The sequence below is a fragment of the Acinetobacter sp. AND/436 genome (assembly GCF_049546925.1).
GTDB lineage: Bacteria > Pseudomonadota > Gammaproteobacteria > Pseudomonadales > Moraxellaceae > Acinetobacter > Acinetobacter indicus.
In genome coordinates, this window is record NZ_JBMXBO010000003.1 from 65,694 (window position 1) to 79,949 (window position 14,256).

General features: G+C 45.0%; 13 protein-coding genes. 7 read left to right on the plus strand and 6 right to left on the minus strand.

Annotated elements, in window-relative coordinates:
* Positions 1-55 precede the first annotated feature (55 nt).
* Together glnL and glnG are read left to right on the plus strand one after the other, a co-directional pair.
* Positions 56-1,165 (plus strand): nitrogen regulation protein NR(II), encoded by a 1,110-nt coding sequence (glnL, locus tag ACPEPR_RS03445; RefSeq protein ID WP_005177582.1) that lies wholly within the window; start codon positions 56-58, stop codon positions 1,163-1,165.
* Positions 1,152-2,627 carry a nitrogen regulation protein NR(I) gene (gene glnG / locus ACPEPR_RS03450; RefSeq protein WP_005177581.1) on the plus strand — a complete coding sequence of 492 codons (1,476 nt, stop codon included), beginning with the start codon at positions 1,152-1,154 and terminating at the stop codon, positions 2,625-2,627. Before glnL ends, glnG begins: the two co-directional genes overlap by 14 nt.
* Positions 2,628-2,677: 50 nt before the next feature.
* On the opposite strand, the gene ACPEPR_RS03455 is transcribed toward glnG, so the two are convergent.
* A complete protein-coding gene (locus ACPEPR_RS03455) occupies positions 2,678-3,013 on the minus strand; it encodes a hypothetical protein (RefSeq protein ID WP_005177579.1) in 336 nt (111 codons plus the stop codon).
* A gap of 176 nt (positions 3,014-3,189) precedes the next feature.
* Between ACPEPR_RS03455 and ACPEPR_RS03460 the strand changes: the two genes are divergently transcribed.
* On the plus strand, positions 3,190-4,089 hold the full coding sequence (locus ACPEPR_RS03460) for a LysR family transcriptional regulator (RefSeq protein WP_016658206.1): 900 nt from the start codon (positions 3,190-3,192) through the stop codon (positions 4,087-4,089).
* A gap of 171 nt (positions 4,090-4,260) precedes the next feature.
* Here ACPEPR_RS03460 and map read toward each other — a convergent pair whose 3' ends face one another.
* Positions 4,261-5,055 (minus strand): type I methionyl aminopeptidase, encoded by a 795-nt coding sequence (gene map / locus ACPEPR_RS03465; RefSeq protein WP_168389949.1) that lies wholly within the window; start codon positions 5,053-5,055, stop codon positions 4,261-4,263.
* Between the two features lie 343 nt (positions 5,056-5,398).
* On the opposite strand from map, the gene brnQ reads away from it, so the two are divergent.
* Together brnQ and ACPEPR_RS03475 are read left to right on the plus strand one after the other, a co-directional pair.
* Positions 5,399-6,691: a branched-chain amino acid transport system II carrier protein gene (brnQ, locus tag ACPEPR_RS03470; protein ID WP_423561926.1), complete on the plus strand. Its 1,293-nt coding sequence runs from the start codon at positions 5,399-5,401 to the stop codon at positions 6,689-6,691.
* Positions 6,692-7,180: 489 nt separating this feature from the next.
* A complete protein-coding gene (locus tag ACPEPR_RS03475; RefSeq protein WP_423561927.1) occupies positions 7,181-7,426 on the plus strand; it encodes a hypothetical protein in 246 nt (81 codons plus the stop codon).
* 85 nt (positions 7,427-7,511) lie between these two features.
* On the opposite strand, the gene ACPEPR_RS03480 is transcribed toward ACPEPR_RS03475, so the two are convergent.
* Positions 7,512-7,973: a hypothetical protein gene (locus tag ACPEPR_RS03480; RefSeq protein WP_005177567.1), complete on the minus strand. Its 462-nt coding sequence runs from the start codon at positions 7,971-7,973 to the stop codon at positions 7,512-7,514.
* Between the two features lie 117 nt (positions 7,974-8,090).
* Between ACPEPR_RS03480 and ACPEPR_RS03485 the strand changes: the two genes are divergently transcribed.
* Complete coding sequence (locus ACPEPR_RS03485; protein WP_423561928.1) at positions 8,091-8,948, plus strand: alpha/beta fold hydrolase; 858 nt, start codon at positions 8,091-8,093, stop codon at positions 8,946-8,948.
* A 98-nt stretch (positions 8,949-9,046) separates the two neighbouring features.
* Here ACPEPR_RS03485 and ACPEPR_RS03490 read toward each other — a convergent pair whose 3' ends face one another.
* Positions 9,047-10,567, minus strand: coding sequence for a TerC family protein (locus tag ACPEPR_RS03490; protein ID WP_104488977.1), 1,521 nt, complete (start codon positions 10,565-10,567; stop codon positions 9,047-9,049).
* 993 nt (positions 10,568-11,560) lie between these two features.
* Between ACPEPR_RS03490 and ACPEPR_RS03495 the strand changes: the two genes are divergently transcribed.
* Positions 11,561-12,025 carry a MarR family winged helix-turn-helix transcriptional regulator gene (locus tag ACPEPR_RS03495; RefSeq protein ID WP_005177561.1) on the plus strand — a complete coding sequence of 155 codons (465 nt, stop codon included), beginning with the start codon at positions 11,561-11,563 and terminating at the stop codon, positions 12,023-12,025.
* A 23-nt stretch (positions 12,026-12,048) separates the two neighbouring features.
* Here the strand turns inward: ACPEPR_RS03495 and ACPEPR_RS03500 are convergent, their stop codons facing one another.
* Both ACPEPR_RS03500 and ACPEPR_RS03505 read right to left on the minus strand, forming a co-directional pair.
* The gene (locus ACPEPR_RS03500) at positions 12,049-12,717 is read right to left on the minus strand and encodes an SOS response-associated peptidase (RefSeq protein WP_005177558.1); all 669 of its coding nucleotides are present in this window, start codon (positions 12,715-12,717) and stop codon (positions 12,049-12,051) included.
* 68 nt (positions 12,718-12,785) lie between these two features.
* Positions 12,786-14,228 (minus strand): aldehyde dehydrogenase family protein, encoded by a 1,443-nt coding sequence (locus ACPEPR_RS03505; RefSeq protein ID WP_423561930.1) that lies wholly within the window; start codon positions 14,226-14,228, stop codon positions 12,786-12,788.
* Between the last annotated feature and the right edge of the window lie 28 nt (positions 14,229-14,256).

The following is a 14,256-nucleotide window of genomic DNA, read 5'->3' on the forward strand; positions in this document are numbered from 1 at the left end:
CCTATTGCTTTATGAAGATACCATTGCGCTATTTTAATACAGGATGCCACCGCTAATGGATCAAAGCCCGGCTATCGACTATCGCCTTTTAGTGGACAATTTGACCACTGCCATTTTACTGGTTGACAGCAACCTGAATATTTTTTACCTCAATTCCTCTTGTGAGGCGCTGTTTGATATCAGTTTATTACGTGCTGCCGGACAGCCGGTAATGAATTTACTGCATCTCCCGACCGATGAATTTAATACCTACGAAGCACTACAGAATACTTTAAGCACCGGACAGCCTTATACCCGCCGTGAAGCTACCATTAATGTCAACTTTAAAGACATTCATGTCGATTACACCGCTTCGCAGCTGAATGCGGGCAAAAGCTATCATCCTTTATTGCTAATTGAACTGAATCCGATTGACCGGATGCTGAAAATTTCCAAAGAAGAAAACCTGATTCAGCAGCATCAGGTGGCGCGGCAGCTGGTGCGCGGCGTGGCGCATGAAATTAAAAACCCGCTGGCCGGCATTCGCGGTGCAACCCAGCTACTGGCGCGCAGTCTGAATGACTCTCAATATGCAGAGTTTACCGACATTATTATTAATGAAGTCGATCGGCTCAGAAATCTGGCCGACACCATGCTCGGTTCACGTCAGTTACCGAGTTACGAACTGGTCAATATTCATGAACCATTGGAACGCGTGCGCTCGCTAATTGCCAACCAGACCAAGAAAAAAGTCAAAATCATCCGGGATTATGACCTGTCGTTACCGGAAGTGATGGCGGATCGTGACCAGCTGATTCAGGTCATGCTGAATATTAGCGTCAATGCGGTACAGGCCATGATGGAAAACAAGGAGTTCTTTGTAGAACATCAGCCCGAACTGATTTTAAGAACTCGTATTCAGCGCCTGGTCACCATTAATGGCGTGATTCATCGCTCGGTGGTACGGGTCGATATTGAAGACAACGGCCCCGGTGTGCCGGAAGAAATTATTGAATCGGTGTTCTATCCGCTGGTTACGGCACGCGCCAAAGGCACCGGACTGGGCCTGAGCATCGCACAGAATATTATGCATCAACACAACGGAATGATTGAGTGCCAATCTGTTCCAGGAAAAACAATATTTAGCTTATATATACCTTGGGAGTCTAACCATGTCGCGAAATAAAATTTGGGTAATTGATGATGATCGTGCCATGCGCTGGGTACTGGAAAAAACCTTCAAGGAAGAAGGCTTTGACGTTACCAGTTTTGAAGAAGCCCAATCTGCTCTGGAGCAACTGGGTGTCGATGCACCGGATGTAATCCTGACCGATATCCGTATGCCGGGTATTGATGGCCTAACCTTCCTCGGTAAAGTCAAAGCCAGCTATCCAGATTTACCGGTGATTATCATGACTGCACATTCAGATCTGGAATCTGCAGTGTCGAGCTATCAAACTGGTGCCTTTGAATATTTGCCAAAACCGTTTGATATTGATGAAGCGCTGGCGCTGGTGAATCGTGCCATTTTGCATATCACCAAATTACAGCAACAGGAATCAGCCAAAACCGCACAGCCCATTCAGTCGACCGAAATTATTGGTGAATCACCGGCAATGCAGGAAGTATTCCGTGCCATTGGCCGTTTATCACAATCGCATATTACCGTACTGATTAATGGTGAATCGGGGACCGGTAAAGAACTGGTGGCGCATGCCCTGCATCGCCATTCACCGCGTAGCAGCAAACCGTTTATTGCGCTCAACATGGCCGCCATTCCGAAAGACCTGATTGAAACCGAATTATTTGGTCATGAAAAAGGTGCCTTTACCGGCGCCAACACCCAGCGTCAGGGCCGTTTTGAACAGGCCAATGGCGGCACCTTGTTCCTGGATGAAATTGGTGATATGCCGTTTGAAACCCAGACCCGTTTATTACGTGTTTTAGCCGATGGTGAATTCTACCGTGTTGGTGGCCATATTCCGGTGAAGGTAGATGTGCGTATTGTTGCTGCAACGCACCAAGATCTGGAAAAGCTGGTACACGAAGGCCGTTTCCGTGAAGACTTGTATCACCGTCTGAACGTGATCCGGATTCATATTCCAAAACTGGCGCATCGTAGTGAAGATATTCCAATGCTGGCGCAGCACTTCCTGGCGCGTGCCGGTAAAGAGTTAGGCGTGAGTCCGAAAATCTTGCGTCCGGAAACCCAGGAATATATGCAGCAATTACCTTGGCAAGGGAACGTGCGTCAACTGGAAAACACCTGCCGCTGGTTAACCGTCATGATTACCGGCCGTGAAGTCTATCCGGAAGATTTACCTTCGGAACTGAAACAGATTCCAATTGAAAAATCAGGCGATGTACCGTCCAATCTGCATTTAGACCGCGTCTCGATCCATCACTGGGATGAGCTGCTGGGTCAATGGGCCGTACAGAAACTGAAAAACGGCGAAATGAAAATTCTGGACATCGCCACACCGATGTTTGAACGCACCCTGATTAATGCCGCGCTGCAACAGACCCGTGGCCGCAAACGCCATGCCGCTGAACTGCTGGGCTGGGGACGTAATACCCTGACCCGCAAGCTGAAAGAACTGGGCATGGACAGTGCTGATGATGATGTCGAGGAAGAAATTGAAGGCTAAACCAGCCTGATCTTTATGATAAAAAATAAGCTCCTTATGGAGCTTATTTTTTAATTGGATTCTGGTACAGCAATGCCGATATAACGCGATAAATCCTGCACACCCAAATCAGTGCGAATGATCAGATAATGCGGAAAGCTGGCTGTGGTCAGTTCCTGAAACATATTGAGCTGATCATCATGTGCGTGAATTTCATCGACACTACGCGCCATGGTTGCTTCAAATACATCGGCAATATATTCAAAACCCAAATCCAGCGCCACAAACAGCGTATGCTCACAGGGCTGAATATACTGCTCTTGTGACCAGTCAATAATCGCCTGCTGGCAGCAAGGACAAATCACGTTGGCATCGGCATCGGGCTGTTGAATCAGTTGATAAGACATGTATTGATCATCTCATGGACTTTATCCTTAGTGTAAAGGATTTGTAGCCATAACTTAAGCTCGCCACGCATCACAAAGGCGAAAAGAGACGCTGCAAAAACCGCACAAATCAAATTGACAGCCCAGAACAATCATAATTTAATCTGCTTATCGTTGCATAAATGGAATAACTACACATGCTTTCGGACCTCGATGATTTTTACTGCTTTGCCCAGGTGGTTGAGCATGGCGGTTTTAGCGCCGCAGAACGTGCAACCGATATCCCCAAATCCAAACTGAGCCGCCGTGTGCACAATCTGGAAGAACGTTTGGGCGTGCGCCTGATTCAGCGCAATTCCCGCCATTTTGCCGTAACCGATATTGGCATGAACGTGTATCGACATGCACAGGTGATGGCCAATGCAGCACAGGCAGCGCATGATCTGGTTGATCATCTGAGTATTCAGCCGCGCGGCCTGATTAAAGTTAGCCTGCCGGTCTCCATTGCCCAGAATGAAATGTCCAGAATTCTGCCGGAATTTTTAAAGACCTATCCGGAAATTAAAGTCCAGCTTCTGGTCAGTAACCGCCGGGTTGATCTGATTAATGAAGGGATTGATCTGGCCTTGCGTGTACGCAGCAATCTGGATGATGATCCGAATCTGGTGATTCGCACCTTTGAAACCATTGAACAGCATCTCTTTGCCAGTCAGGCCTATTTAAACCAGCACGGCGACCTGAAACAGCCGGAAGATCTGGCCAAGCATCATATTCTCAGTATGGCTGATGATCATGTCGATCAGCATATTGTGGTCTATGATGAACATCAGCGGCAGAAGAAAATTAAAGTCAACCCGACCGTAATGGGTTCGGATCTGATGCTACAGGCACAACTGGCCCGTCAGGACTGTGGGATTGCCCTGCTCCCGGACAATATTGTGGAACCCTATATTCAGTCAGGCGAACTGGTACGCGTGTTACCAAACTGGCGTGCGCCGCACGGGGTTTTTCATGCCGTGTATCCATCCCGTCGCGGCCTGTTACCGGCAGTACGGGTGTTTATTGATTTTCTGGTGGAAAAACTGTCACAGCGTTAAAGCCAACTCAAATTTCAGGCAAAAAAAAAGCTTATCCAGGGATGGATAAGCTATAAAAACTAGAAACTACAGCAAGAATCTATAAATACATAATATGTACAAAAGACAGCATTAACAAATAGCTAATTTATATCACTTAATACTTTTAAAGTATAAATAAGCCGTTTTTAGCTAGATTTCCGGGTATGCTCCAGTACCTTCCGGCCACGGCGACAGCACTTCAAAGCCGGTTTCAGTCACGGCAATCATATGTTCCCACTGTGCAGAAAGTGATTTATCGGTGGTCACGACGGTCCAGCCATCATTGAGCTCTTTGACTCTGGAGCCGCCGGCATTCACCATCGGCTCAATCGTGAACACCATACCTGGCTTGAGTTGTAGCCCCTGACCCGGCTGGCCATAGTGCAGTACACTTGGCTGTTCATGATAAATTTTACCAATACCATGCCCGCAATATTCACGCACCACTTTATAGCCGGCCTGCTGCGCGACAGTTTGAATTGCATGACCAACATCGCCTAAAGTCGCACCCGGTTTCACCGCATGAATCCCTGCGACCATTGCCGCATAGGTGGTTTCGACCAGTCTTTTCGCTTCCGGCTTGATCGTGCCGACGTAATACATGCGACTAGTATCGCCGTAGTAGCCGTCTTTAATTACCGCCACATCAATATTGATAATATCGCCATCTTTAAGCACAACCGACGCAGATGGAATACCGTGACAAACCACTTCATTCGGTGAAATACAGGTGGTTTTGGTATAGCCGCAATAGCCAACATTGGCCGGAATCACCTGCAAGGTATTGACAATATAGTCGTGGCACAGGTCATCTAGATATTCAGTGGTTACACCCGGCTTGATATGCTCCCCGATCATCGCCAAAACCTGAGCAGCCAAACGACCTGAAACACGTAATTTTTCTAAATCCTGCTCGGTTTTAATCGATACGGCAGACGCTCTCATGCTTAAAATCCCCTATGAAACATTTGCTTAGTATAGTCCTTTTCAGTGACTTTTGTTTGATCACAAGCGGTTCCATCTGCCACAAACCCACTACTGCTTAAATATTCAACAATTAAAAACCTTTATATTTATTGACTGTTTTTTCAAATTTATCTTTTGATATTTAACAGTTTTCATCTTTTAAAAATTAAATCAACAATATAGTTTCACTAATTTTTGACAACCCGATCAATTTCCCAAGCCAATATATAAAAATAATTCATAAGATTTATAAAATAAATTAGCCAAAGCAGTTGCCATGTTCTAGAATCGCTTTCTTTTGTTTAACCGATCTATCTCCCTTATGACGAGTTTACGTACACGGGATATTATTGCCTTAGGTTTAATGACCTTTGCACTATTTATCGGTGCCGGCAATATTATCTTTCCGCCTATTGTTGCACAGCAGGCAGGTGAACACGTTTGGTTAGCAGCTTTCGGCTTTTTAATTACAGCCGTGGGCTTGCCGGTGTTGACCATTATTGCCCTGTCTCGTGTAGAAGGTTCGATCCAGCTTTTAAGTTCGCCACTGGGCAAAGCAGCCAGTCTGATTTTGACCGTGGTGTGTTATTTAGCGGTAGGCCCTTTATTTGCCATTCCCCGTACCGCAACCGTTTCTTATGAAATTGGTTTCTCTTCTTATTTTGGTGCAGCTCCGAGCAGCTTGCTGATTTACAGTCTGATCTACTTTATTGTGGTGACTATTGTTGCGCTGTATCCAAACAAGATTCTGGATACGGTGGGTTATTTCCTGTCACCCCTGAAAATTTTATCATTAATTATTCTGGGTGTTGCAGCAACTTTCATTCCCGCGGGTCATATTCCGCCAGCCATTAATAACTATATCAACAGTCCAGTCTCTGAAGGTTTCGTCAATGGTTATTTAACCATGGATACCCTGGGTGCCCTGGTATTTGGTATTGTGATTATTAATGCCATGCGTTCGCGTGGGGTCAGCGATAAAAAGCTGATGACCAAATACGCCATGATTGCCGGACTGATCTCTGGTATCGGTTTAACCCTGGTGTATTTAAGCCTGTTCAAACTGGGCTTGGGCAGTCATGAAGTAGCACCGAATGCAGCCAATGGCGCAGTGATCCTACATGCCTATGTGCAACATGCTTTTGGTGACTTAGGTTCACTATTCTTAAGTGCCATGATTTTCATTGCCTGTATGGTAACCGCGATTGGCCTGACCTGTGCCTGTGCAGAATACTTCTCGCAAATTACCCGCATTAGGTATCGTACTTGGGTATTTGTATTAGTCGGTTTCTCGCTGGTGATTTCCAACCTCGGTCTGACCAAACTGATTGCACTCTCAGTGCCGGTATTAAGTGCGATTTATCCGCCTGCGATTGTAGTGATCTTACTGGGCTTTTTCTGGAAAAACTTCCATTCTCCAGCGCGTGTAATTCGTCCGGTCACCGCAGTAGCCTTATTCTTTGGCGTGATTGATGGCTTAAAAGTGGCAGGGCTAGATGGCTTTTTACCAGAAGCTTTACTGAACTTACCGTTAAGCACGCAAAACCTGGCCTGGCTGATTCCATCTGCCATTGTCCTGCTGATTTGTATTGTGATCGACAAGGTTAAACACTAAGCCTTAACCCGAGTCGTTAAAGTCCGGTTTTACCCAAACCCGATTTTAAATTGCTCAATAATGGTCAAGTTTTACCCAAACTGACTCTTATTGTGTCACTTTCTTTCAGTCCGGTTTAGCTCAATCTTGCTTAACTTCCAGGCCAATTGAAGTAAGCTCACTCACTTTCGCTTCTCCTCATCTTCTGAAACCCTTCAATTCAGCGCAATGCTGTCCTTTTCCCTCTGTTTGCATGACTTCTACCAAAGCCTAATAGCTGCCCTATTGTTAAGCTGGCATAAATAATGCTACATCTTTACTCACTTCTTTACAGTGATGCCCTAATATTCCGTAAATAAATGAACTGAATTTGAGCATTTATTTATACACACTATGTTCTTTCAAAATATTGCGATAGGCGCTTGAAATACACTGCAATTCGCAGTACAACTAAACAAACTAATCCGATCAAAATAGTCTGTTTTTGATCAAAATACAGGAGGGATGGAGATGTTATCATTACATTTCAATAAGCAAGTCTTCATTAACGCTCTGAAGGCAAATAACAATTTAGTGACTTTCCTCAGCACCACCTTTGCGCTGCTGCTGACGCTGGTCTTTCAAGGATTGATTCAGGGTAACCTGGAACCCGCATACTTTATCTACGCACTAATCGTCTGTATCGCCTTCTATATTTGGGCTGTGGTCGATGAAAAATATCGACAGCCGGCTCCCATTGATCAGCACAACTCTTAATTTTTAACCGACCCAGATGGATGAGCCTTCATCCATCTGCTCAGAATCAGAAAAATAGCTTTTTATACTGCTTGGCAACACACCCTTAAGCCCATAAATATAATCCCGCACCCACCACCAGTAGCAAGGTGGCCAGTACCTCACCCAGTACCAGCAGCAACATCGCCAGACTCATTAAACTTTTTGGCAGATGCCATTTGCCCAACTGATGCGGAGTTTTAAACTGATTGGTGGTGTCCTTTAAATAACCATGCAGTGCATAACTCAAGATTGAAAAAGCAAAGAAAAACAGGTTAATTGCCACCAGTAGCAAATTCAGTTCGGTGGACCATACCGAAAAATAAGCCATGGCTGCCAGAATCAGACTGGCCGGCGCATAGAGCAAACTGCTACGATGCGCAATATCGACATAATAATGAGCACGCGCCTGTGGTGAATGCCGAATCTGCCAGTATTTCCATACCCCGGTCAGCATGCCCACCCATAAAAATATACCGCTGGCCAGAATCGCCCCTTTCACCGCAACATCAAGATCCATTGCATTCATTTCGTTTTGTCCTTATTTGAATTGCCTTACTGCATGACCCCGAAGTCAGAGATTGCAACTGCATTCACAGCAAACTCCTTTACATTAGAGTCATTCACTTTTTTTAATGTTCATCCTATGACTTCGTTTGACCCCGTCCATATTACCTGCGCAGATGGCTATCAGCTGAGTGGGCGCTTCTACACCCATCAGGCTAAAAAGCAGCCTTACCCTGTCCTAATTTGTCCCGCGACTGGCATCACGCAAGGGTTTTATCATCCTTTTGCCGAGTGGTTAAGCCAGCAAGGTTATGACGTGGTCAGTTTTGATTTTCGCGGTATTGGCGGCTCTTTACAAGGGAAATTAAAGCACTCACAAGCCAGTATTGTCGATTGGGGCCAACTGGACATTGCAGCCGGTATCGAGCATGTATTGCAACTGAGCCAGGCCGAACAGGTGATTTTATTGGGACATAGTGCTGGCGGCCAGCTGCTGGGTATTTGCCCCAACCATGCCAAGGTGGCCAAAGTTGTAGCGGTATCGGGTTCGACCGGCCATGTCAAAGGCCTTAAAGGACGCACCAAACTACTGGCGCCACTAATGTTTCAGGTCATTTTCCCGATCGCCCGCATTACCCATGGATATGGCCCAACCCAGGCCATTGGTATGGGCGAAAATTTACCGAAAAATGTGGCCCGGCAATGGGCAGAGTTTTGTGGCAAACCCGGTTATGTAATCAATGCCATTGGCAAAAGCGTATTTGAAGATTTTCATGCTGACATCCGTAGCCCTATGAGCGTACTCTGGAGTTCCGATGATGAAATTGCCACCGAAGCCAACGTCAAAGATTTACTGCGCCTCTATCCTAATGCTGCTACCCGAATGATTGAGCTAAAACCGCAGCAGTATGGCCACAAAGCAATTGGTCATATGCTGATGTTTAAACGCTCTCACCAGAACCTGTGGCCGGTGATTGCAGCTGAACTGCGTATCTAAAACTGTAACGCTCTTGAGAAAAATGAACTTTAGATAAATACCAGACATGAAAAAGCCCCACATCAGTGAGGCTTTTTTGATTTACCAACTTTTGGCAATTAAGCGTAGGTAATCATCACGGTTTTAATGCGATTACCTTCCAGCTCGGTGACTTCAAAGTGTACGCCCTGATAGTCCAGATGCGTACCGACTTGTACATCGCCCTGGGTTTTATCCAAGATTAAGCCGGCAACACTAATATAGCCTGCATCTTCTTCCACCAGATCCAGCATACCCAGTTCCAGCTCAAGCTGATAAACGTCCAGCATACCGGTCGCTTTCCAGGTGGTCTCGTTAACACGGATTAAATCTGGCTGTTCATCGGCATCCGGGAACTCACCGGCAATCGCTTCAAACACATCCAGCGGCGAAATCAGACCTTGCACATTACCAAACTCGTCACTCACCAATACCAATGAACCTTTTGAAGTACGCAAAGTATTGATCGCATCAATGACTTTCATTTTTTCAAAAATGTAAATTGGACGGTGACGTTTCACCAGCGCCTTAAAGGCTTCTTCATCATCTAGCACATCCAGTAGCTCTTTGGCACGAACAATACTGATGACTTTGTCAAGGCTACCACGACACACCGGGAATAAACTGTGCGGTACCGACAATACCTGCTCACGAATCTGTTCTGGTGTATCTTCAATGTTCACCCAGGAAATCTGGTTACGCGGCGTCATAATCGACGCAACCGAACGTTCTGCCAGCGTTAATACGCCGCCAATCATATAACGCTCTTCATGCGCAAAGGTTTCTTGTGCTTCACTTGAATGCATGTCCGTAGTTTCAATACGGCCGCCCATTAACTTCAGAATCGAATCTGCAGTACGGTGACGCAGCGGAATTTTCGCTTCATGTTTTGCCGCATTACGCTGCCCAAACTGGTTAAAGGCTTCAATGGCAATGGCTACACCAATACCTGAATAGATATAACCTTTCGGAATGTGGAAACCAAAACCTTCTGCAATCAGGCTGATACCAATCAACAGCAGGAAGCTTAAACACAAGATTACCACGGTTGGATGACGGTTAACAAAGGCTGTTAGCGGTTTAGACGCCATTAACATGACCGCCATTGCTACAATCATGGCGGCCATCATCACATAGATGTTGTCGACCATACCAATTGCGGTAATAACAGAGTCTAAAGAGAATACGGCATCCAGGATTACGATCTGGGCAACCACTGCGGTGAAGCTGGCATAAACCACATTGGTGGTTACTTTAACTTCCGGCTTGCCTTCCATCTTCTCGTGCAATTCGGTCACGGCCTTATAGACCAAGAACAAACCACCGAACAGGAGAATCAGATCCCGCCCTGAGAATGTTAAATCAAATATCGAAATAAGCGGTTGAGTCAAGGTGACTAACCAAGAGATTGCGAATAATAACCCCAAACGCATGAGCAAAGCCAAAGACAAGCCAATCACACGGGCTTTATCACGCTGCTCAGGAGGTAATTTTTCTGCCAGAATGGCAATAAAGACTAGGTTATCAATACCTAGAACAATTTCTAAAATAATAAGTGTTATTAAACCAACCCAAATTCCCGGATCTAATAAAAACTCCATTAGTTCATCTCTCCGATAGGGTTAGCGTGTAATTCGAAATGTAGACCTGGGCCCGGCGACGGATCCATAAATTTAACCTTTTCAACTGTAGATAAAAATATTATGCATAATCTTCTATTTTTGTAATCATTTTTTCGGAATTTTTTTGGTAAATTCCTGTATTGGTTAAATTAAGCCAAGTTTTCTGCTTAAAAAAAGTACAAGTTTGTAATTAAATTTCAGGTTTTATTAAAACTTCCAAAGAGAGATAAATGACTGCAATCAGAGCAAAAATCGGGGCTAGATTTCACAACTTAAATATAACTATTTGATTTTTATTATTTTATTAAAAAATAAATTCCAAGATATTATTTTTCTATCTAAAAGACTCAAATTTCTAGTATTGAGATAAATGTAGCCCAGTTTTCAATTTGTTACTTTTACTTAAACGGTTTGAAAGTAAATCCTGAAGAAAGATAAGCAAGTCCCTAACCTCAATGCTTCACTCTTAACATCATCATCATGATCATTTTCATGCAAAAAATAACGAATAAAAATATATGACAATACAACAAATATACGTTTATCAAAGTACTGCGCGAGAGAGGTGTCACGCTCTATCAGTTGCTATTTCAAGCAGAAAAAAACAGCCAATTAAGATCAAGTGAAATTGGTTGTTTTTTTAGGAGACAAGACTTTGGGGTGTTTTAGGCTGAATGATTGCTGGATAAAACCTTCATCCTCATTACTCATCTAAACCACTTTAAAAATACGCATCTTTAAGATGAAATACTGAAGTTTACACAGAAGATTGTGACCATTTATCAGGACTAAAATAGGGATGATCTCTCCCTAACTATCCCAGTCTAAGCCAGCTGATCTCCCGATAAAAACGCTTTGACTGAGCCTTTTATTGACGAATACGATTAAAACGACTTGCTAAGCATATGACATTTCAAATAAAATGTGATGGGATTTCACACAAATACAATTAAAAATGCAAGGAATAACTAAATGACCAAGAAATATTCCAAATTTCTGCCTTCTACTGAAGACTTCAATATTGAGCAGTTTCCTTATTACTGGGTAACCCAAGTCCATGCTCAATATGTGTTAAATGTCGATCATGCACTCAAGAAATATGGTCTGGATAACTCACGCCGCCGCATTCTGATTGCGCTAAAAGCCAAACCGAATGCCAGCGTTTCCGACCTGTCAGACATGGTGGTATCAAAGATGTCGACCACCACCAAAATTGTCTATCGCCTGAAAGAAGAAGGCCTGGTGGAGACCTACTCCTGTGAAGATGATGCGCGCATCACCCGGGTTATTCTGACCGATCAGGGCCATGCCATGACCGAAAAAATCAATGACCTGACCGGTGTGGTACTGGAACAGTCCTTTGAAGGTTTAACCCCGCTACAGATTGAAAAAATGATGGACAGTTTGCGTCATATTTTTAATAACTTATCGCGTTAATCATCCAGCATTCTGCACACTGCTTATGACAAAGAATCGAAAAAGTTCAGTTGGGGACTAACTTTTTCGATTTTTATTTTTGGCACATGCGAGCATTCAAACTCTTCAACTGGAAAGCCTTCGACAAAACGCTGAATATCCGGCTGAGTTTGGCCAAGCCATTCCTGCAAACGTGCATGTGGAATCACAATCACCGAACGTTTTACATTGCCCGGTTCATGAAAGTCTTTCATCATTGGGTGGTCGATCGCGTCCATGGTAATCATGGTGCAGGAACGAATAATCTCATCCTGAATTTTGCAAATTTCATATAAAGCCGCAATATAAAACGCCTGCCCATCTTTACGGCGCACGCCCCAGCGCTGCGGTTTATTGTCAATATATTTGGATTCATAAAACTCCGTTACCGGAATGACCCCAAACTTGCGTTTCAGCACCGCTTCCTGAAAGCTGGGTTTCTGTAACAGGGTTTCATTACGGGCATTATAGGTTTTATGGGCAATGCTCTTATCTTCCGCCCACTTCGGCACCAAACCAAACATCACCTTACGCCATTCCAGCCCCTGTTCAGATTTGAACAGCAACGGTAAGTGATAACCCGGATAGACCTCATCTTCATATTCAAAAGGAATATCCGGGAGATTTAAATCCTGTCGCTGTTGTGGTGTAAGCGGTTTAAAGTTGGCACACATGACAATATGGCTGCTCAGTTTAGACAGCTCTATTATACGCCTTCAGGCGGTTAAGTTGCGTCTGTGCTTTAACTGGGTAGCGTTAACCAGTGGGTGCGACAAAACTCCTCCAACACCCATTGACCATTAAAACGTCCCAGACCTGAATTTTTCTCACCGCCAAAAGGTGCATTCGGATAATCGGCTACGGTAATGGCATTGATATGCGTCATCCCAGCGTCAATTTTTAAGGCAAAGGCTTTGGCACGTTCAATATTGGCGCTACAGACTGCACTGGATAAGCCAAAACGTGTGGCATTGGCCAGCATCAGTGCTTCGGCCTCATTTTGTGCTTTAATCACGGGCAGTACCGGCCCAAAACTTTCTTCTTGCGCCAGACTCGACGCCGGGTCAACATCAATAAAAATATGCGGTGGAATCACATGACCGCGCGTGGCACCTTGCAGTACCAGTGTCGCACCGGCCTCTTGCCCTTGCTGGATAATACGCTGAATCTTCTGCACCTGATCGCGGTTAATAATTGGGCCAATCACCGTAGCCTCATCATTTGGATCACCAAAAGGAATGCTTTTACTGCGTTCAACCAATTTACCAACAAAACTGTCATGCACTTTTGCATCGACAATAATGCGATTGGTACTCATACAAATCTGGCCCTGATGCAAAAAGCGCCCCATCACCGCCAGTTCTACTGCCAAGTCCAGATCGGCATCATCCAGCACCACCAAAGGTGCGTTTCCGCCCAGCTCCAGCGCCAGCCGTTTTAAATTCGGGCTACCCACTGCCAATTGCCCTACGCGCTTGCCCACTTCGGTAGAACCAGTAAAGGAAATCAGTTTCGGCACTTCATGTTCAACAAAATAATCACCAATTTCACTACCTGCACCTGCCAGCACACTAAGGCTGCCCATCGGAGCACCGGCTTCTTCAAACAGTTTCGCCAGTAGCAGGCCACCGGTAATTGGCGTATCACTGGCCGGTTTCAGTACCACAGTGTTGCCCAGCGCCAGTGCTGCAGCCACCGAACGCATACTTAAATGAAAAGGAAAATTCCATGGGCTAATTACCGCCACCACACCCAGCGGTTTACGTACCGCATAGCTTTGACGGGTCGGATCGGGAGATGGTAGTTCCTGAGTTAACATGCGCTCCGGGAAAGTCGAGCTTTCTTTTAAAATGCCTATTGCTGCATCGACTTCAATATTGGCTTTTAAACGGGTACTGCCCGATTCCTGAATCAGCCAGTCGATAATTTCCTCCCGACGCGCCTGAATAATCTCAATCACACGCAGCAGCAGGTTTTTTCGTGCTTCAGCTGAACTGTCTGTCCACCTTGCAGCATACTCCAAAGCCGCCGCATAGGCACTGTCGACATCGACAATACTGGCACCTTGTAATTTTAAAATGCTTTCTTGGGTATAAGGATTCAGATTGTCCAGGATTCGGGTTGAAGTGCCCTTGATCCATTCACCAGCAATAAACTGTTGATCAAGAAATTGATACGCGCCCATAACATCTTCCAGATTTTGATGATTTCCT